A 19,563-nucleotide genomic window follows, 5' to 3' on the forward strand; every position below is an offset into this window, starting at 1 on the left:
CAGAAAAGGGCGCGGTAACCGCGCCCTTTTGCCTGTCGGTAATGCCTGCTTCAGACCGTCAGCACCACCTTGCCGATCGGCCGGGTGGCGAGAAAAGCGTGCGCGGCGCCCGCCTGTTCGAGCGGAAAGCTCTTTGCCACATGGACCGCAAGCTTTCCCGCATCGACCAGTTTGCCAAGTTCGACGAGGCCTTCACGGTCGGGCACGACGGACATGCGCTCGACGTGGATCCCACGCGCAGCAGCCTTGGCTCGGGTGGCGTCGTGGACATTGAGCAGCGACACCAGGACCCCACCGTCCTTCAGGACTGTCAGCGATTGGTCGGCATGGTCGCCGCCCATCGGCTCCAGCACCAGGTCGACGTCGCTGACCTCGACGGTGAAATCTCCCTTGGTGTAGTCGATCACTTCATCGGCGCCGAGCGAGCGGACGAAATCGAGTTTCTTCGGGCTGGCGGTGGCGATGACATAAGCGCCGCGCGCCTTGGCGATCTGCACCGCCAGATGCCCGACGCCGCCGGCCGCGGCATGGATCAGCACGCGCTGGCCGCGCTTCAGGCCGCCATGGCGGACAAGGCCTTGCCAGCCGGTCAGGCCGGCCAGCGGCAGCGCGCCTGCATGAAAGTGATCGATGCCTTGCGGCTTCGGTGCGATTTCATCAGCCGGGGTGACAGCGAGTTCCGCATAGGCCGCGGCCTGCTTGGGAAAATGCGGCATGCCGAACACGGCGTCACCGACCTTGAGGCCGCCATCGACGCCTGGGCCCACCGCCTCGACCGTGCCTGAAATATCCCAGCCCAAAGTGAAGGGCGGTTCGCCCAGCAAAGGATAGTAACCGGCGCGCACCGAGCCATCGACCGGATTGATGCCGGCGGCATGCACGCGCACGAGCACTTCGCCTGACTTGGGCGAGGGCGCGGGGCGATCGGCGATGACGAGGACGTCGGGTCCGCCGACTGAATTCTGGACAACGGCACGCATGGGAGGCTCCTGCTGGGGTTTCTGTGCCACTATCATTTGGATAGTAATATTCCCTTGTCCAGTATGTACCTTTTCCATATATAGGCACCTCATGGATAGTGATAATGATTGCGGCTCCGGCTATGACGCCTTCCAGCGGACGTGTCCTTCGCACGCCGTGCTCGAGATGCTGGCCAGCAAATGGGTCTATCTGACGGTTTGTGCGCTGCGCCGTGGCCGGATGCGCAACGGCGAACTGGCGCGTAAGCTCGAAGGCATCACGCCTAAAATGCTGACGCAGACGCTGCGCGTCCTCGAGCGCGACGGGCTTGTGCGGCGCGAAATCTTTCCGGTGATCCCGCCGCGGGTCGAATATGAATTGACCGAACTTGGCCAGAACCTGGCGGGGCTGCTCACCCAGATACGGTCCTGGTCGGAAGAGCATGTGCCTGACATCAAGCAAGCGCGGGCGAGGGCAGCGGCGAACCTGGACAGGGATTTGGCACGGGCCTGAAGCTGCGGCCGCCTTACGGGCCGGATCAGCAGCGCCGGAGCCTTTTGGCGCGCTACACGCAAAGCAAAGCGCGGCGTCAGGCGGCGCCGGTCGGGTTAAAACCCTGCCGTCAGCCGATCATGGCGCTGCGACCGCCGAGTTCCGCGTCGCGGATCTTGGTGTCGCGCGATTCCAGCATCTCGGCCTTGGAAAGCTCCGCTTCAGCTTCGCCGAGTAATGATTCGGCAGCGCTTCGCTGCTGGGCGAGGTCGCTTTGAGAGTTTCTGAGGTTATCACGGCGCAGACGCGCCGCCTTGGCGAAGGTCGGATAGGCAAAATGATTGATGTCGGTGATGCCGGCCTTCTTCTCCTCGGCGGTGATCTGAAGCTCCAGTTCAACGGCCATGCGCTCGAACTCGGCGATCATCATGTCGAGCTGCAGCAGCTGCCGCCGCTTCTCATTCACCTGAAATTGCTTCAGCCGAACGAGGTTTTCACGTGACTTCATGATTCGGTACTCCCGGAAACGCACACCTGCACATATCGTCCAATCCGCCCGCCAGGGCCTGGCGCCGCCCGTATCCACCGGCATTCCCCGAACTATGGGAAACAAATCCCTAAAGTTTTTTGCCGGCGGTAACCATTCGTTTACGCGCATTGTTAATCATAAGGGCGAGGACTTAAGGCCGGGTAAAAATTCCGGCTCCCGATACGGAAGCCGGCCAGCGAGTCCCTAGAGTCACTTAGTCCGACTTATTAATGTGTAGCATTAGCGATTTGGTTCTGTGATTCATCATTAGATTCAAGAGGGTGTAGAAAGGGGTTAAAAAATCTGGTACCGTCCTTGGTGCGGAATTAGGTTTTGTTAACCATTCGATGGCAGCCTCTGTTCAGGCAATCACTGCTCCGGTCCCGGATGGGTCGTGACATGGTCCGGCGGCAGAAAAGGGGAATGAAATGCGCGTTCTGCTGATAGAAGACGACAGTGCAACCGCTCAGAGCATCGAGCTGATGCTCAAATCTGAAAGTTTTAATGTTTACACGACCGACCTCGGCGAAGAAGGTGTCGATCTCGGTAAACTTTATGATTACGATATCATTCTTCTCGACCTCAACCTTCCCGATATGTCCGGCTACGAAGTCTTGCGGACACTTCGCCTGTCCAAGGTGAAGACGCCGATCCTGATCCTGTCCGGCATGGCCGGTATAGAGGACAAGGTGCGCGGCCTGGGCTTCGGCGCCGACGACTATATGACCAAGCCGTTCCACAAGGACGAACTGGTCGCCCGCATTCATGCCATCGTGCGCCGTTCCAAGGGCCATGCCCAGTCGGTCATCACCACCGGCGACCTGGTGGTCAATCTCGACGCCAAGACCGTCGAAGTCGGCGGCCAGCGCGTGCATCTGACCGGCAAGGAATACCAGATGCTGGAGTTGCTCTCGCTGCGCAAGGGCACCACGCTGACCAAGGAAATGTTCCTCAACCACCTTTATGGCGGCATGGACGAACCGGAACTGAAGATCATCGACGTCTTCATTTGCAAGCTGCGCAAGAAGCTCGACGCAGCATCCGGTGGGCAGAACTACATCGAGACGGTCTGGGGTCGCGGCTATGTGCTGCGCGAGCCGGAAGACATCCGCGTCAGCGCCTGAGCGAACACCATCCGATTGAATTTAATGAGAAAACCCGGCTCAGGCCGGGTTTTTTGCTGTCCTTCTTGGCCGAGGCGTGCCGAGTCAGGCGGCAACCTTCAAGGTACGAAAACGTTCGAGCAGTTGCGGCCGGTTGAACGGCTTCAACAGATAACCCTGGGCGCCGGCGCGCTTTGCCTTCATGATCGAGGCAACATCGACCTCGACCAGTGAGATCAGAATCTGCGGTTTGATCGTGCTCTCCATGGCGCGAACCTGGCGAATGACGTCGACCGCTTGCATGTCCGGCAGGGCGCCGTCGACGACAATCACATCAGGCATCTCGGCAGCGCACATCTCGACAGCATCAAGTCCAGTTGCCGCTTCGATCACCACCATGTCGGAGCCGCCAAGAATCCGTTTTGCAACCTTTCTGATGACGCTCGAATCGTCGACAAACATGCAGCGCTTCATTTCCGGGTTCCTCTTTGCCATGGGGCGAACCGGCGGCATCCGGGTATCGGGATGCACACTAGGCCGATCTGGTAAAGAAGTAGAAAAGCCGTTAGGTAAAGTTTTTACAAACATGTCGTCTGCAGCCCCATTCGGCAGGGGCATTGCCGGCAATGAAACTTTCCTGTTCTGAATTGCCGCAAATATCAGCGGGAAAAGATACTTGATTGTTCTTGATGCTCGGACGTCCTGCCGAACGGCTTCGCTCAAGCCGCGGACAGCACGATCTCTTCGGCGGTCGCATGAATCGAGATCGTCATGTTGGCCTCACGCGCCAGCAGCAGCGTGTAGTAAGGCTGGACGGTATGGGCGTCGATTGGCTCCTCGGGCTTGTTGCCGGAATGGAGTTCGAGGAATTTCGGCGGCACGCGCAGCATCGGGCCGCTTGCGGCAAGCGCAAAGCGCGGCTCGGTGTCGAGGTTTTCCAGCGTGACCACCAATCTGCCACCGCGCGGGATGGCGGCATTGGCGACGAGCAGCAAATTGAGCAGCAGCTTGACCTTGTTCTTGGGCAGCAGGGCGCGAACCCCGTTCCAGATCAATTCCGGCTTCTCGTTCTTCAGGAAGGCGATGGCGACGGACTCGGCATCGCCGGTGTCGATCATCATGCCCGCCGAACCGGCGGCACCGAAGGCGATGCGGGCGAATTGCAGGCGGGCCGAAGCGTTTCTGGCGCTCTGCCGGATCAGTTTCATGGCGTCTTCGTCGGCGCCGCCCTCGTCCAGGAGTTCGAGGCCGTTGTTGATGGCGCCGACCGGCGAAATGATGTCGTGGCAGACTCGGCTGCACAACAACGCTGCGAGATCGGGTGCGGAGAGAGAGAAAAGCTCAGCCATCGGCGAAAAATCCCTGCTAAAATTCACATCCTGGTGGCCGCGCGGCCGACAGCCACGCTCACCACCCGAATCACGCTCTCTCCCCCCAGGCATTCTGAATACACAGCGCCCGAGCGTGCAGCAACAATCCACAATTCTTGTGAGAAAAACGGCATCTTTGCACAGGATGGGAGCCCGTGCAGACAGTCAGAAACAGCCTTCGAACCGCCATGTTCATGTGGGAGGTTAATGGTTGAAAAAGGATTACGGCATAGTTTGCCCGTAACAGTCATCCTTAACGGCCGCCTAAAGAGCCGGACGGGGTGCGAGGCGTCGGCGAAAGTGCTCCCTGACGGAGATTGGAAGCATGGTTTCCCGATTCTACGACCGGACGTTTGTCCGCGTCTTCTTCATGGCGATTGCCCTCATGGGCGCTCTCGCTTTCTCAACCTCTGCGTCGCGGGCACAGGAATACACCGCTCAGGAGATCGTCGATTCCGGTCACAAGTTCTTCGGCGCGACGTCGGGCGGTCTCGCAACCGTCGTCGAGAAGATTTTTGCCTCCTACGGCCTGCCCAATGGCTATCTGCTCGGCGAAGAGGGCTCCGGCGCGCTGATCGGCGGCCTGACCTATGGCGAAGGCACGCTCTACACCAAGAATGCCGGCGACCATAAGGTGTTCTGGCAAGGGCCTTCGCTCGGCTGGGATTTCGGCGGCGAGGGATCGCGGGTGATGATGCTCGTCTATAACCTCGACGACGTCAGCAATCTCTACAATCGGTTCGGCGGCGTTGCCGGTTCGGCCTATGTCGTGGCCGGCGTCGGCTTCAACGTGCTGCAGAACAACAGGGTGCTGCTGGTGCCGATCCGCACCGGCGTCGGCGCGCGGCTTGGCGTCAATCTCGGCTATCTGAAGCTGACGCAAAGGCCGACCTGGAATCCTTTCTGAGCGATTCCGACCACACTTCGACCCGATCAACAGATTCTGACCCGGTGCAGCTGCGGCAAACCCTTGCCGCAGCGCTGGATTTGCGTCATGCGAACATGGCAAAGTCCAGACTTGGCGGTTGCCGGATAGCGGCCCGCCCGTAACGGGTAGTCACCTTGGTTCAGTCGATCCTGTTCTTCGCCCTCGGCTTTCTGTGCGCAGGCTTTCTGGCGCTGCTGGTCGCGCCGGCCATCTGGCGGCGGGCGGTCGCGCTGACACGCAAGCGTGTCGAGGCGTCGGTGCCGCGAACGCTGGCCGAGATCCAGGCCGACAAGGACAGCTTGCGGGCCGAGTTCGCCATGACGACGCGCCGGCTCGAAATCAGCATCAAGACGCTGCGTGAGCAGGCGAATGAGCAACTCGTCGAAATCAATCGCGGCCGCGAGGCGCTGAAGGGCCTGGCGGTCGAGCGCAAGGACAAGAAGCAGGCGCTTTCGGAGCTCGGGGAAAAAAACGAATTGCTGCTGCATCGCGAGCAGCAGATACAACAGCTGTCGGACAGGCTTGCACAAACAGAGCGCATGATGGAAAAGCGCGCGCTCGAGCTGGAAAAGCTCGAACATATGTACGACGACGCGTCCTTCTCCTCCAGCAATCGTCAGATCGAACTGGTGGCTCGCGAATCCGAGCTGGAAAAACTTGCCAACGACATTTCAGTGCTGCGCGGCCAGCGGAAGGAGGCCGACAGGCGCCATCAGGAAGTCGTCGCCGAAGGCAAGGCCACGCGCGATGCCTTGAAGGCCGAAAAGAAAAGAACCGCCGACCTCGACAGAAAGCTCGAGCGCCTGCTCGCCACGCTTGCCGATCGCGAGGACAAGCTCGATCGCCGCGAAAAGGAACTGGCCCGGCTTCGCGAGCGGGTGAAGGGCGAGGCTGCGGGAGGCGCCGTGGCTGCTGGCCTGGTTGGTGCGCAAGACAGTGCCCGCGCCAGGAACGAGGACATCGACAAGACGCTCGCCAAGCTCGAAGGCGACCGAGAGCGGCTCGAAGCCAGGCTGACGACGCTGGCCCGCGAAAACAAGCGGATGAAGGCGGAGCTTGGCGGTTCTGGATCCGCGAAGCCCGGGAATGGCCCCGGCAATGGCAATGATACCGGTTCTGCCTTGCGCGAACAGATGAACAATCTGGCGGCTGAGGTCGTCCATTTGACGGCCAAGCTCGAAGGACCCGATTCACCGATCGCCAAGGCGCTGGCGGCGCCGCAGGAAACGCGGTCGGGAACCACCAGCCTGGCCGATCGCGTGCGGGCGTTGCAGAAGGCAGATTTGCCGAGCTGAGTTTCAAGCCCCGGCTTGGAATTGCCTGACTACGCCTATCAGGGCGAAAAATGGTGCAGCGCAATGGCTGACGCGGCAGCAACATTCAGGCTGTCGAACCCTTCCGACATCGCGATCCGCACCGTCCGCAGGCGGGCAAGCAGGCTCTCCGGGAGGCCCTCGCCTTCGGTGCCGAGATAGAGCGCCAGTCGTTTCGGTCGCGCGGCATCACGAATGTCAGCCTCACCACGCGGCGACAAAGCGACCTGGCCGAAGCCCAACTCGCCGAGCTTCGCGATGAAAGCTTCAGTGTCGCCGAAGGACGCAAAGGGCACCTTCAACGCGGCGCCGACGGAGACGCGGATCGCCTTGCGATACAGTGGGTCGCAACAGGTGGCGTCGACGAAGACGGCATCGGCGCCGAAGGCGGCGGCATTGCGGAAGATCGATCCGATATTGTCATGGTTGGCGATGCCGATGAGAACGACGATCAACGCTTCGGCAGGCAAGGTGTCGAGCAAGGCCTCGGCGGGCTGTGGCGTGCCCTTGCTGCCGATCGCCAATATACCGCGATGCATGTGGAAGCCGGCGATCCTGTCCATGACGGCGCTTGCCGCAACGTAGACCGGCAGGTCGGCAGGGGCCTTGCGCAGGATGTCGTCGAGCCCGGCCAGCCGGTTTTCGAGGACCAGGACCGACTCCGCAGCAAAGCGTCCGGCTGACAGCAGGACGTCCAGCACCACCTTGCCTTCGGCAACGAACCGGCCATGGCGGCCGGTGAGATCGCGCTCGCGGATGTCGAGATAGGCGGCGACCCGCGGATCGCGCGCGTCGTCGATCTGGATCGGATCCATCAATACCTCGGCCGGCGAAAAATCGTCAGCGAGGTAAGGAGCGATCGGAGCCGCCAGTCAAGCCCTGCAGGTCAAGTCCCGGCGCGGCGCAGACGCGTTGCCATCTGGGACAAGTCGCCTATCCCGAAAATGCCGTCCAGCATGCGCAACAGTTCGCGCACCGCTTCGGACTTGCAGGAATAGTAGATCATCTGCCGGTCGCGGCGGGTCTCGACAAGATCGAGCGCCCTGAGCTTGGCCAGATGTTGCGACAAAGCGGACTGGCTGAGCATCACCTTTTCGGCGATGGCGCCGACCGACATTTCACCGTCGGCCAGATAGCTCATGATCAAGAGCCGCTTTTCGTTGCCCATAAGGGTCAGAAATGTCGCCGCCGATTCGGCATTGGCGATTAGTTTGGTCGAGACCATCGATGCCCCATGTTTTCCTGCTCATCCAAACGCTATGGGGGCAAATAGCGTTGGCTGCTATAATTCAGCTATGGATCACGCTGCTGATTCAGCGTCGCCTGAATCGTAGATCATTTCGCCCAAATCTCAAGACGTGCTTTTGATTCATGACGATTATCCTTGCGTAGCTGGCGCACGACCGCCTTTGGCCATGTCGACCAGAACCGGCCGCAGGTCGCGCGCGGTCTTCAATGGCTGCGGAAAATAGACCCTGCAAACGGTGTCGCCCGATGCCAGGTCCATGCCCTCGGCATCGAAGCCGGTCATGGTCCAACCATCACCTTCAACCCTGGCGAAATGATGGGCATAGACGGCGATGGCGTCGAGATGGTCGGCATTCATGTGGTCGAGAGCGGATTGTTCGCTGGCGGCCAGCTCGTCGACGATCAACCCCTCGGTGATGAGATCGGCACGGTCGAGCAGGTAGGCCTTGCCGAAGCCGCCATTCAGGCTGGCGCGCTCCGGCTCGAGGCGAAAGATCGAGAAATCGCCGAGCCCGGCATAGAGCTTTGCCTTGGGATTGCGGTTGAGATAGCGCCGCTCGGCGCGGGCATGCGCGCTCGACCCGCGTTCCAGCGGCTGCGCCCGGCAGACCAGCGTTATCCTGGGATGCGCCAGCGGATCGCCCTTGCCGGGTTCGCCGACAAGCAGCGAGCAGCGCGGCTCGGCAAGGATGGCGCCGGTATGGGCTGACAGCGCCGAGACAAGGATCAGAGGCGTGCCATCGATGTCGGTGGCGACTCCGACCCTGGAGGCCAGCGGTGCGCCGGTCGACGGCTCGATCACCGCGAGGGCGCCGAAACGGGCGCTGCGGATCAGCGTTGCGGCCAGCCTGATCGCCTCGGCGTCCGTCGCGCGAATGACGACCTTCTTCGGCTGGTCCAAAATGCCCTCCAGGTAAGTTGATTTTCTAAATCCAGTTATTGGCCAATCATGCCGGCTTTGACAAGCGCTTTGATCTCGGCTGTCGAAAAGCCGAAGCGCGCCAGCACAGTCTGGGGCAGCTGATCGTCATCTTCAGACATGCCGGCAAGCGCCGGCTGCGAGGCCGAGAAGCGTGGCGCGGGCGCGGGGCGCTCGAGCGCACCGGCCTTCACAAATGCGTGACGCGCCCGGTTGTGCGGATGATCCCTGGCTTCGGCCAGCGACAGAACCGGCGCCACGCAGGCATCGCTTGCGGCAAACAGCGCGTCCCAGTCGTCGCGTGTCTTCTGCCGGAACCGGTCGGCAATGGCCGCGCGCATGTCCGGCCACAACGCCTTGTCGTATTGGCCGCGGACAAAATCCTCGCCGAGCGGCAGCAGCCTTGCGAATGCGGCGAAGAAGCACGGCTCAAGGCAGCCGACCGCAACGTGGCGTGCGTCCGCCGTCTCATAGGTGTCGTAGAAGGGCGCACCGGAATCGAGCAGGTTGGCGCCGCGCCGGTCGCTCCACAGACCTGCCGACATGAAGGCGTGTATGGGGGCCGCCAGCATCGAAGCGCCCTCGACCATCGCCGCGTCGATCACCTGGCCTTTGCCGGAGCGCGAGCGCTCGAACAGCGCTGCAAGCACCCCGGCGATCAGCATCATGGCGCCGCCGCCATTGTCGGCGATCAGATTCAGCGGCGGCACCGGCCGACCTTCCTCCCGGCCGATGGCATGCAACACACCCGAATAGGCGAGGTAGGTGATGTCGTGGCCGGCACGACCTGCGAGCGGCCCGTCCTGGCCGAAGCCGGTCATGCGGCCGTAAATCAGCGCCGGATTGCGCGCCAATGCAGCATCCGGGCCGAGACCAAGCCGCTCCATCACACCGGGGCGAAAGCCTTCGACAAACAGATCGGCCTTTTCGGCAAGGCGCAGCAGCAGTTCCGTTCCTTTGGCCTGCTTGAGGTCGACGCGCAGGATGGAGCGGCCGTGACGGTCGAGATTGTACGCATCGGAGAGCGGCAGCAGGGGTTGGTCCGAACCGGTGCGCTCGATGCGCAGCACCTCGGCGCCCATCTCCGACAGCATCAGCCCGGCCAGAGGCACCGGGCCGAGCCCAGCCATCTCGATGACTTTCAGGCCGGCCAGCGGACCGGTCTTCACTGCGCCGGCCGCCATGGCCGTCTATTTCGGCGCCATGCGGATTGCCCCATCGAGGCGGATGGTTTCGCCGTTCAGCATCTGGTTTTCGACGATATGCAGGGCGAGCGCGGCATATTCGGACGGCTCGCCGAGGCGGGACGGGAAGGGCACGGCCGCGCCGAGCGAATCCTGCACCTCCTGCGGCATGCCGGCCATCATTGGCGTCTTGAAGATGCCGGGCGCGATGGTGCAGACGCGAATGCCGGAGCGCGCCAGGTCGCGGGCAACCGGCAGCGTCATGCCGACGACGCCGCCCTTGGATGCGGCATAGGCGGCCTGGCCGATCTGGCCATCATAGGCGGCCACCGACGCGGTGTTGACGATGACGCCGCGCTCGCCGCCCTGCAGCGGTTCGAGTTTGGCGGCACGGTCGGCGACGAGGCGGATCATGTTGAAGGTGCCGATCAAATTGATCTCGATCACCTTGCGGTACTGGTCGAGCGGATGTGGACCATCCTTGCCGATCGTCTTCACGCCGATGGCAATGCCCGCGCAATTGACCAGGATGCGCGCTGGCCCAAGTCTCTTTTCCACCTCGGCGACCGCGGCCGCACCGCTGTCGGCGCTGCTCACATCGCACTGGATGGCGGCGCCGCCAATGTCGCCCGCCACCTTCGATGCCCGGTCGATGCCGATATCGAAAATGGCGACGCGCGCGCCCTTGTCGGCCAGCGCGCGGGCGGTTGCCTCGCCGAGGCCGGAGCCGCCGCCGGTTACGATCGCAATCTGGCCGTTCGGGTTCATGCTGCATGCTCCGTGCTGTTCCGGGTCATGCTACGGAGGTCGCCGCCATGGTGCAACCTGACCAATGGGGATCCATCGCGACCGGTGCCGCGACCGATCCTGGAGCTCAGGCCATCACTGGTGCCTGCTCCGCGATCCTGGCAAGGCTGGCATGGCCGACCTCGCCGGAGAGCCGCGCCACGGCACCGGGCACGATCTCGTGCGACAGCAGCCGGTCGAGGTCGACCGGGCGCGGCATGGAGATCTGGCCGCGGGGGATCTTTCTGAAGCCGAGCGGGCCGTAATAAGGCTCGTCGCCGACAAGGATCACCGCCGGCGCGCCGGCCTTGGCGGCCGCCTCCAGCGCGATCGCCACGAGCCGGCGGCCGATACCGAGATTCTTGAAGGCGGGCCGCACGGCGAGCGGCCCGAGCATCAGCGCGCGTCCGGCGCCGGCGGCGATGCGGGTCATGCGCACCGAAGCAACGACGATGTCGCCATCCATGGCGACAAAGGATAGCGAGCGCTCGTGGCCGCCGGTCTCGCGAATCTTGTAGGCGGCCAGCACGAAACGGCCGGGGCCAAAGGCTTCGTCGTTGATGGCTTCGATTTCGGGATCATGCGCCGGAGTTTCCGGCAGGTATTTCACGTCGGCAAGGCTCATGGTCTTCGCGGTCCGATAAAGAGGAAAGGTTGCTGCAAGCGGCAGCGTTCGCCAGTCAGCGCTTTCTAAGCGCGGGCGCCCTTTCGTCGTCGGTCAAACCGGATCAAGCCAAGATCGAACATGCGGAGTGTCCGCTAGCATCAATTTCCGGCGGCTGCAATCGGCTGTTTTCATCCGGCGTTTCATACGAGTGACGCTCTGTTCAGCAGATGACGGCTTCGGCATTGCCGCCTTGCGACTACATTGGCCAAGGCACGCAAGGAGATTTCGTATGGGATTGCTGGTCGAAGGCAAATGGCAGGACCGTCCGGCCAATGTCGATAGCAGCGGCAGGTTCATCCGCGCCGAGACGCAGTGGCGTGACTGGATCACGCGCGACGGCGCGCCGGCGCAAGGTCGTACGCGCGGCTTCAAGGCCGAGCCCGGACGCTACCATCTTTATGTCTCGCTCGCCTGTCCGTGGGCGCACCGCACGCTGATCTTTCGCGCGCTGAAGAAGCTAGAAGACATCATCCCGGTTTCAGTCGTGCATCATTTCCTCGGTGCTGAGGGCTGGACGTTTTTGGCCGAGGATGGCGCCACCGGCGACACGCTCTACGGCCTCGACTTCCTGCACCAAATCTACACCAAGGCCGATCCAGCCTATTCGGGCCGGGTTTCGGTGCCGGTGCTGTGGGACAAGAAGGAAGAGACCATCGTCTCCAACGAATCCGCCGAAATCATCCGCATGCTCAATTCGGCCTTCGACGAGTGGGGCGATGCCGCTCTCGATTCCTATCCGCCAGGCCTGCGCGGCGAGATCGACAAGGTCAATGCGCTGGTCTTTCCCGCCGTAAACAACGGCGTCTACCGCGCCGGCTTTGCCACCACGCAAGCGGCCTATGAAGAGGCGTTCGGCGAGCTGTTCGCGGCGCTCGACACGCTGGAGGGCCGACTGTCAAAACAGCGCTATCTCACTGGCGAGCGTGTCACCGAGGCCGATTGGCGGCTGTTCACCACGCTGGTGCGTTTCGACCCGGTCTATGTCGGCCATTTCAAATGCAATCTGCGCCGCATCGCCGACTATCCGAACCTTTCGAACTATCTGCGCGACCTCTACCAGGTGCCCGGTATCGCCGGCACGGTGAACCTGCACCACATCAAAATGCACTATTACGGCAGCCACGAGAGCATCAACCCGACGCGCATCGTGCCGGTCGGGCCTGGGCTCGACTATGGCGCGCCGCACGACCGGGCGCGGTTCAGGCAGGCGGCGTGAGCATCGGATTGACAGCCTACCAGTACGGCGATACCGGCTCGCCTTCAAAAACCTCGGCAAGCCGCCGCAGCGTCGCCGGCGTCGTGCCATGCGGCAAGCGGTCGAGCGGAAAGAAGCCTGCTTCGGCGATCTCGTGGTCCGGCAGTTTCGGCGCGGTCTGGTTGAAGGTTTCGACGAGATAGAGGCCGACATGGTCGCGGCGGCTGGAGCGGCGGTTGAAATGCATCGACTTCAGCACCGGCGGGGCGGTGAGCGCGATATTGCCTTCCTCGGCCAGTTCCCGCGCCAGCGCTTCGCCAAGCGTTTCGCCGACCTCGACGCCGCCGCCCGGCAATTGCCAGCCGGGGACATAGGTGTGGCGGATGAGGAAGACGGTGTTCGAGGCGCGATCGTGGATCAGGCCGCGCACGCCCAGCGTCATCGGCCGCCGCAGCAGGAAATAGAGATGGAACAGCCTTGCCCTGAGGCCTGCCCAGCCGGTCTGGCGAAACGCCTGCTCCGGGTCCGATATAGCCATGACTAGCGAAACCGTGGATGGGCAGGAAACAGTGAGTGGAAAGCGGGGAGCGCGTCGCCTATGAAGGAAGGATGTTCAGGCTCGCGCATATTTCCGATGTCCATCTGGGGCCGCTTCCCGGTGTAACCTATCGCGAACTCGCGTCCAAGCGCGTCGTCGGCTACGTCAACTGGCAGCGCAACCGCCGCCGCCATATGCACGATGCCGTCATCGACACCATCGTCGCCGACATGAAGGCGAGCACACCCGACCACCTCACCGTTACCGGCGATCTGGTCAATCTGGCGCTCGACGGCGAGATCGAGATGGCCAAGCACTGGCTTGAGACGCTGGGTTCGCCGGAGGATGTCTCGGTGGTGCCGGGCAACCACGACGCCTATGTGCCGGGCGCCTTCGACAAGGTCTGCCGCTCCTGGGCGGCGTGGATGAGCGGCGACGGCGTGACTGCGCCGATCGACCGCAACGCTTTTCCCTATCTGCGCGTACGCGGCAATGTCGCGCTGATCGGCGTTTCGACGGCGCGCGCCACGGCGCCGTTCATGGCCAACGGCTTCTTCCTCGAAGGTCAGGCGCAAAGGCTGGCGACAGTGCTCGACGCAACGAACAAACGCGGCCTGTTGCGGGTGATCATGATCCATCATCCGCCGGTGCGCGGCGCCGTCGCCCAGCAAAAGCGCCTGTTCGGCATCTCCCGCTTCCACAAGACCGTTCATAGGCATGGCGCCGAACTCGTGCTGCACGGCCATTCGCATCTGCCGTCGCTGTTCTTCATTGGCGGGCGCGGCGCCAGGATTCCGGTCGTCGGCGTCGCCGCCGCCGGGCAGTCGCCAGGCAGCAAGAACCCGGCGGCACAGTACAATCTGCTCGATATTGACGGGGAGAAGGGCAATTGGCTGATTCGCCTGACGCGGCGCGGCCTGACCGGGCCGGCCTTGCCGCCATCGGACCTGCAGGTCATTGAACTCGGCGCGCAGACACCGAGGCCTCCAGATCGTTGATCAGAAGCTGATCTTCATCGCCATCAGGCGATCCCAAAACAGCGCGGCCGCCACCGCCAGGCCAACAAGCGCGCCGGCGGCGACCAAGCCGAGACCGGAAAGGAACGTCGACCAGCCCTTGCGGGGCACGGCTGCTTGCAAGGGCGGCTCAGCTTCCGGCACGGCGGCGCGTTTCAGGTCGGCGACGGCCGGCTCGACACCGCCCTCCATCATGCGCTGGCGCTCGACGATACGCTCCGCCACATAGCGCGTGACCTGATCGGCGACCGGTTTCATATCGGTCGATTCGGCGAGCACGACGCGGCCGATGCGGGTATCCCTGAGAAAGCGGTAGGTGCGGCGGTCGCGCCCCATGGCGACATGGCTGACGGCGTCGATCCACAGGCGGGGCTGCAGGCCGGAGGAGACGACGAAGTCGAAATTGTCCATGTCGGCGGGCACGTCGGCAAAGACCGGGGCGAGCTCGGCGGCGAGCAGATCAAGCCGCATCCGGTGCGCCTCGCGCATGTCGACCACGACATCGTCGCGATCGGCGAAGGCATTTTTCACATCGCGAACGACGTCGGACAGTTTGCGGGAGGTGTCGATGGGGGTGATGTTTTCGCCAGTGTCCTTCATCGGCGTCGCCTCGCTGATATGGTTAATTGCGAGTTAACACAGGCGGCGGCAAAATGCACTGGCGAGATGCGGGGCGCAAGTAAGTTAGCTCGCCGCGGCCTCGAATGTCGGACGCAGGCGCCTGCCGCGGCGTGCCATGTTTCGGCGCACGGCCTGGGCGACCACATCAGGCACTTCCTCGACCAGCATATGGCCGGCATCGAGCACGTGATGAATATGAAAATGCGCCGGCAGACAATCAGCCTGGGTAAAGGGCAGCACCGGATCGTCCGTTCCCCAAACCACCATCACCGGCATGTCGAGGGTGTCCAGCTGTTCGCGGGGTATGACCCCCTGCCGCTCGTTCCTGGTCATGACGGCCGATATCTCAATCAGCTTGCGCAACTGGCCGGGGCGACGGCGTAGGTCCGCCAGGACGCCAACGATGCGTTCGGGCGGCGGGCTTCGCGGTCCCGACATGGCGGCAAGGCAGGCGCGGATTTCCCGTCTGTCGGCGGCCGCGGCGTAGCGGCGCAACAGCGGTCCGTTGATCTCTGACCCAGCACCGCCCGGCGCCAGAAGCGTCAGCGAGCCTATCCTGTCAGGCTCGGCAAGCGCCATCAGGGAGGCGACCGCACCGCCCATCGAATGACCGGCGACATGCACCCTTGCTATCCCCCGTGCGGCGATATCCGCGAGAACCGCTCGCGCCGCTGTTTTGGCCGGGCCGCTGCCAGGGAATTCGAGAGACAGTCCGTGTCCCGGAAGATCGTAGGCCAAAGTCCTGATATCGGGCCCTAGCGACGCGGTCACCTCGCGCCAGATATCATGGCAACCACCGAAGCCATGCAGCAGGACGACCGTCTTCGGCCCGGCGCCCCGCTCGGCAACATAGAGGGATGAGACCATGAAAATGTGCGATTATTGCAAGACTGGAGAGGAAATTCGAATCGAGGCTGGATTGCTCCCAGTCCAGACCGATGGCCAGTAAAGTTTTCGCGATCCGGAAAGACTAGCTGGCGTTGCCGAGGCCCGCGGCGCGCAGCGCCTCAACCAGCCGGTCGGTCAGATCGGCGGGATATTTGCGCTCGGCGAAGGCCGCGCGCGGATCGGCGGCGAATTTCGGGAATTTGGTGGTCAGCTCATCCAGAAGCTTGGCTGCCAGCTGTTCGCGGCCGGCAGCCTTGGCGCCGATCAGCCGCGCCGCCAGATAATGCGATTTCATCGCCGTCGTGCGCAGCGACTCGCTGGCTATCGCGGCCTTGTTCATGTCGCCCAGCATGAACTGTCCGGCGAAAAGCCCAAAATCCCACCATGTCGGATGGCCGCTGAACGTCTCGACGGCATGGGTCAGGATCGGTGTTCCCTCGGCATATTTGCCGGCAAAGATCAGGCCATAGCCGTAAGCGGCAGCCATGCCGAGGTCGTAGGGGTTGAGCTCATAGGCCTTGCGCATCCAGCGGATCGATTCCTCGGTGTTGCCGAGGCGCGAGTTGAGGTAGCCATAGGCGCGGTGCGCATAGGGGCTGGTCGGTCCCATCTGGATGGCGCGATGGGCGAAAGACATTGCCTGTTCGACCGTCGCGCCAGGCGGATAGGCGTAATGATCGGTGGCTGCCTCAAGGGTCAGGGAGGCCAGTTCCGAATAGACCAACGACGATTTCGCACCCTGGCCGGCGAGGTTGTCCAGGCAGCGATAGGCGGCCTCGTGCGTCCTGGTGCTCTGGTCGAGATAGTATCTGTCGTTGAGGATCAGGCAGCTCGTCAGCCCGGTCTGAATGCCGTTCTGTTCGATGTAGCTGTAGAGCGGGCCGGAGGCGGGAATGGTCGAGCTGAGGATGGCGGCGATACGATCCTCGACGGTGCCAGGTGCGCTGTCGGCGGCCGTCAGACTGCGGGACAAAAGCACGCGGCCGGTCGCCACGCTCTGCAGTTCGAGCGTCACGTCACCTGCCATTGGTCCCGGCAGGACATCGAAAACGAAGCTGGTCGGGTCGGTGCTCGGATCGCGCTTGCTGTCGGCGTCGCGGCCGATGAAGTCGATCGTGTCGAAACCGGCAAGGCCGGCGCGCAGCGAAGCGGCGACGCGGCCGGCCTCGGGGCCGGTGGCCTTCACCGCGATGTAGACGAGGGGCAGGGCCTCCATCGACGGCGATGCGATGCTGCTCGTTACGCCCGCGGTCTCGACCACCGCGGTAGGATCGCTGCTGGCAAGCAATGCGCCGCTGCCCTGGCGCAGGATGAGCACGCCCAGCATGAGAATGACCAGCGTCATGGCGACCCAGAAGAACTGGAGATGGCGCGCCAGCGAAGGCCCAGGTTCTGTAACCCCCGAAGCTGTCGCGGCAGCGGGAACGGCGTCAAGAGCCGCCTGGTCGGGCGATCCGGGCAAGGCGGCTACCGCCGCCGCAAGCGGCTCCTGCCCAACCGGCAGGCGTATGGCGTTGAGCTCATAGGACGGCACGTAGCCGCCGCGCGGAATGGCAATGCGAACCGGTTCGGCTATGCCTTCATTGGCGAAATAATGCTGGAGAAGTTCGCGCAGCCGGCCTGCCTGCACCCGGACAACGGCGTCGGTCGACGAATCGAAATCGCCGTCCTTGCCGAAGACGTCCATGGCGATGGAGAAACCCTTGAGCCTGTCGGCTTCGCCGGCCTGCTCGCGCTCAACAAGATAGCGCAGCAACTTGCGCGCGCGCTCGGAACGTCCGAACGTTTCGCTGGCGAGCAGTCGCTCCAGTGTCTCGCGCACTGCGGGGGCGGCAGGCGTGGCATGCTGCAAGTGTCGATCCTCTCGAAGTCGGCACAGGTTGAGGCGCAATCATATAGAGCCTGCACTTCCATACAAGCATGCTTATGTTATGCGATCGCGTAACACACCGGATAGTTGCCGGTGGTTGACACAAAAGACCGGAATTTCCCTCGGCAAATGGGGGATTTCCGGGCGCCGCGGACATTCGGCGCCCGGGAAAATATCAGCCGGCCTTGCGGCCGATTATCCGGTTGGCGGCCGAAACAACGGCTTCCAGCGAGGCGGCGACGATGTTGGTGTTGATGCCGGCGCCGAACAGCTTGCCGCCGGGATATTCCATCTCGACATAGGAAATCGCCGAGGCGTTCGAGCCGCGCTGGAGCGAATGTTCGGAATAATCAAGCACCGACATGTCGACGCCAACATGACGCGACAGCGCATCGACGAAGCCGTCGATCGGGCCGGTGCCGGAGCCGGCGATGGTCGTCTCCTTGCCGTTGTCGAGGATCACCGCCTCGACCACGCGCCGGCCCTTTTTCTCGGTATCGGGATAGGTGTGATGGTCGAGGAACTTCAGTCGTGCGCCGGGCTGGTCGACATAGGTTTCGATAAAGCGGTCATGGATGCGTTTTGCCGGCACTTCCTTGCCTTCGGCGTCGGTGATCGCCTGGATCTCCTGGCTGAACTCGATCTGCAGGTTGCGCGGCAGATTGAGGCCGTAATCGGCCTGCAGTACATAGGCGATGCCGCCTTTGCCCGACTGCGAGTTGATGCGGATGATCGCCTCGTAGCTGCGCCCGACATCGGCCGGATCGATCGGCAGATAGGGCACTTCCCAGACCGGCGTGTTGGCCTTCTTCAAGGCCTTCATGCCCTTGTTGATGGCGTCCTGGTGCGAGCCGGAAAAGGCGGTGTAGACGAGTTCGCCGACATAGGGATGGCGCTCGGAGATCTTCAGCTGGTTGGAATATTCGTAGACGTCCTTCATCCGGTTGATGTCGGAGCAATCCAGATGGGGATCGACGCCTTGCGTGTACATGTTGAGCGCCAGCGTCACGATGTCGACATTTCCGGTGCGCTCGCCATTGCCGAACAGCGTGCCTTCGACGCGGTCCGCACCCGCCATCAGGCCGAGCTCGGTGGTGGCGATGCCGGTGCCGCGATCGTTGTGGGGGTGCAGCGAGATCAGCAGGTTCTCGCGGTCGTCCAGGTTGCGGCACATCCATTCGATCCGGTCGGCATAGATGTTGGGCGTCGACATCTCGACCGTCGACGGCAGGTTGATGATCAGTCTGTTGTCGGCTGTCGGCTTCACGATCTCGGTGACGGCGTTGCATATCTCCAGCGCGACTTCGAGCTCGGTGCCGGTAAAGCTTTCGGGCGAATATTCGAAGCGATAACCGCCGCCGGCCTTGGCCGCCATGTCGGTGATCATCTTGGCCGCGTCGGTGGCGATGCGCTTGATACCGCCGACATCCTTCTCGAAGACGACGCGACGCTGCAACTCGCTGGTCGAATTGTAGAAATGCACGATCGGATTGGTAGCGCCCTTCAGCGCCTCGAAGGTGCGGGTGATCAGTTCGGGACGGCACTGCACCAGCACCTGCAGCGAGACATCGGCCGGCACATTGCCTTCCTCGATGCACCAGCGGGCGAAATCGAAATCGGTCTGCGAGGCCGAGGGGAAACCGATCTCGATCTCCTTGAAACCCATGTCGAGCAGCAGGGCGAACATGCGCGCCTTGCGCTCATGACCCATCGGATCGATCAGCGCCTGGTTGCCGTCGCGCAAATCGACCGAGCACCAGACCGGTGCCTTGTCGATGACCTTGTTGGGCCAGGTGCGGTCGGTGAGACCGACCGTCGGGTAGGGCTGGTATTTTCGGGCCGCACCCGGCATGTGGCCGGTCGCGCGTTTTACGCTTTCGGCTTCGCCGGCGCGGATGTCTTCTCGTGCGTTCATCGTCTTGTTCTCCCGGCGGCT

General features: G+C 62.8%; 21 protein-coding genes. 6 read left to right on the top strand and 15 right to left on the bottom strand.

Annotation, left to right across the window (positions count from 1 at the left end; genetic code table 11):
* Positions 1 to 50 precede the first annotated feature (50 nt).
* On the bottom strand, positions 51 to 980 hold the full coding sequence (locus tag NLY43_RS25985) for an NADP-dependent oxidoreductase (protein ID WP_023711099.1): 930 nt from the start codon (positions 978 to 980) through the stop codon (positions 51 to 53).
* Positions 981 to 1,071: 91 nt separating this feature from the next.
* Here NLY43_RS25985 and NLY43_RS25990 point away from each other — a divergent pair, with 91 nt between their 5' ends.
* Positions 1,072 to 1,473, top strand: coding sequence for a winged helix-turn-helix transcriptional regulator (locus NLY43_RS25990; RefSeq protein ID WP_023691645.1), 402 nt, complete (start codon positions 1,072 to 1,074; stop codon positions 1,471 to 1,473).
* 109 nt (positions 1,474 to 1,582) lie between these two features.
* Here NLY43_RS25990 and NLY43_RS25995 read toward each other — a convergent pair whose 3' ends face one another.
* On the bottom strand, positions 1,583 to 1,960 hold the full coding sequence (locus NLY43_RS25995) for a flagellar export protein FliJ (protein WP_023669945.1): 378 nt from the start codon (positions 1,958 to 1,960) through the stop codon (positions 1,583 to 1,585).
* A gap of 449 nt (positions 1,961 to 2,409) precedes the next feature.
* Between NLY43_RS25995 and ctrA the strand changes: the two genes are divergently transcribed.
* Entirely contained in the window at positions 2,410 to 3,105 is a 696-nt protein-coding gene (gene ctrA / locus NLY43_RS26000; RefSeq protein ID WP_006203583.1) for a response regulator transcription factor CtrA, read from the top strand.
* An 84-nt stretch (positions 3,106 to 3,189) separates the two neighbouring features.
* On the opposite strand, the gene NLY43_RS26005 is transcribed toward ctrA, so the two are convergent.
* Entirely contained in the window at positions 3,190 to 3,558 is a 369-nt protein-coding gene (locus tag NLY43_RS26005; protein WP_023669946.1) for a response regulator transcription factor, read from the bottom strand.
* 245 nt (positions 3,559 to 3,803) lie between these two features.
* Positions 3,804 to 4,433, bottom strand: coding sequence for a histidine phosphotransferase ChpT (gene chpT / locus NLY43_RS26010; protein WP_023669947.1), 630 nt, complete (start codon positions 4,431 to 4,433; stop codon positions 3,804 to 3,806).
* Positions 4,434 to 4,824: 391 nt separating this feature from the next.
* Here chpT and NLY43_RS26015 point away from each other — a divergent pair, with 391 nt between their 5' ends.
* On the top strand, positions 4,825 to 5,361 hold the full coding sequence (locus tag NLY43_RS26015; protein WP_245259859.1) for a DUF1134 domain-containing protein: 537 nt from the start codon (positions 4,825 to 4,827) through the stop codon (positions 5,359 to 5,361).
* Between the two features lie 155 nt (positions 5,362 to 5,516).
* Positions 5,517 to 6,677, top strand: coding sequence for a coiled-coil domain-containing protein (locus NLY43_RS26020; RefSeq protein WP_023711100.1), 1,161 nt, complete (start codon positions 5,517 to 5,519; stop codon positions 6,675 to 6,677).
* A 38-nt stretch (positions 6,678 to 6,715) separates the two neighbouring features.
* Here NLY43_RS26020 and NLY43_RS26025 read toward each other — a convergent pair whose 3' ends face one another.
* The 6 genes from NLY43_RS26025 to NLY43_RS26050 all read right to left on the bottom strand — a co-directional run bounded on the left by NLY43_RS26025 (position 6,716) and on the right by NLY43_RS26050 (position 11,457).
* A complete protein-coding gene (locus NLY43_RS26025; RefSeq protein ID WP_023683629.1) occupies positions 6,716 to 7,510 on the bottom strand; it encodes a TrmH family RNA methyltransferase in 795 nt (264 codons plus the stop codon).
* 71 nt (positions 7,511 to 7,581) lie between these two features.
* Positions 7,582 to 7,920 (bottom strand): ArsR/SmtB family transcription factor, encoded by a 339-nt coding sequence (locus NLY43_RS26030; RefSeq protein WP_023669951.1) that lies wholly within the window; start codon positions 7,918 to 7,920, stop codon positions 7,582 to 7,584.
* A gap of 153 nt (positions 7,921 to 8,073) precedes the next feature.
* Positions 8,074 to 8,844 carry a HugZ family pyridoxamine 5'-phosphate oxidase gene (locus NLY43_RS26035; protein WP_023711101.1) on the bottom strand — a complete coding sequence of 257 codons (771 nt, stop codon included), beginning with the start codon at positions 8,842 to 8,844 and terminating at the stop codon, positions 8,074 to 8,076.
* Between the two features lie 35 nt (positions 8,845 to 8,879).
* The gene (locus NLY43_RS26040; protein WP_023711102.1) at positions 8,880 to 10,046 is read right to left on the bottom strand and encodes a CaiB/BaiF CoA transferase family protein; all 1,167 of its coding nucleotides are present in this window, start codon (positions 10,044 to 10,046) and stop codon (positions 8,880 to 8,882) included.
* A gap of 6 nt (positions 10,047 to 10,052) precedes the next feature.
* Positions 10,053 to 10,814 carry a 3-hydroxyacyl-CoA dehydrogenase gene (locus tag NLY43_RS26045; protein ID WP_023683632.1) on the bottom strand — a complete coding sequence of 254 codons (762 nt, stop codon included), beginning with the start codon at positions 10,812 to 10,814 and terminating at the stop codon, positions 10,053 to 10,055.
* 106 nt (positions 10,815 to 10,920) lie between these two features.
* Positions 10,921 to 11,457, bottom strand: coding sequence for a GNAT family N-acetyltransferase (locus NLY43_RS26050; protein ID WP_023686191.1), 537 nt, complete (start codon positions 11,455 to 11,457; stop codon positions 10,921 to 10,923).
* A gap of 271 nt (positions 11,458 to 11,728) precedes the next feature.
* On the opposite strand from NLY43_RS26050, the gene NLY43_RS26055 reads away from it, so the two are divergent.
* Positions 11,729 to 12,715 (top strand): glutathione S-transferase family protein, encoded by a 987-nt coding sequence (locus NLY43_RS26055; RefSeq protein ID WP_023699707.1) that lies wholly within the window; start codon positions 11,729 to 11,731, stop codon positions 12,713 to 12,715.
* 16 nt (positions 12,716 to 12,731) lie between these two features.
* Here the strand turns inward: NLY43_RS26055 and NLY43_RS26060 are convergent, their stop codons facing one another.
* A complete protein-coding gene (locus NLY43_RS26060; protein ID WP_031199217.1) occupies positions 12,732 to 13,232 on the bottom strand; it encodes an NUDIX domain-containing protein in 501 nt (166 codons plus the stop codon).
* A 71-nt stretch (positions 13,233 to 13,303) separates the two neighbouring features.
* On the opposite strand from NLY43_RS26060, the gene NLY43_RS26065 reads away from it, so the two are divergent.
* Positions 13,304 to 14,230: a metallophosphoesterase family protein gene (locus tag NLY43_RS26065; protein WP_023683636.1), complete on the top strand. Its 927-nt coding sequence runs from the start codon at positions 13,304 to 13,306 to the stop codon at positions 14,228 to 14,230.
* On the opposite strand, the gene NLY43_RS26070 is transcribed toward NLY43_RS26065, so the two are convergent.
* The 4 genes from NLY43_RS26070 to leuA form a co-directional block, all read right to left on the bottom strand.
* Positions 14,231 to 14,848: a hypothetical protein gene (locus NLY43_RS26070; protein ID WP_023711104.1), complete on the bottom strand. Its 618-nt coding sequence runs from the start codon at positions 14,846 to 14,848 to the stop codon at positions 14,231 to 14,233.
* An 84-nt stretch (positions 14,849 to 14,932) separates the two neighbouring features.
* Complete coding sequence (locus NLY43_RS26075; RefSeq protein ID WP_023711105.1) at positions 14,933 to 15,736, bottom strand: alpha/beta fold hydrolase; 804 nt, start codon at positions 15,734 to 15,736, stop codon at positions 14,933 to 14,935.
* Positions 15,737 to 15,839: 103 nt separating this feature from the next.
* A complete protein-coding gene (locus NLY43_RS26080) occupies positions 15,840 to 17,609 on the bottom strand; it encodes a tetratricopeptide repeat protein (protein WP_023711106.1) in 1,770 nt (589 codons plus the stop codon).
* 193 nt (positions 17,610 to 17,802) lie between these two features.
* A complete protein-coding gene (gene leuA / locus NLY43_RS26085) occupies positions 17,803 to 19,479 on the bottom strand; it encodes a 2-isopropylmalate synthase (RefSeq protein ID WP_023711107.1) in 1,677 nt (558 codons plus the stop codon).
* Positions 19,480 to 19,563: the final 84 nt, after the last annotated feature.

This window comes from Mesorhizobium sp. C416B, assembly GCF_030323165.1.
Taxonomy (GTDB): domain Bacteria; phylum Pseudomonadota; class Alphaproteobacteria; order Rhizobiales; family Rhizobiaceae; genus Mesorhizobium.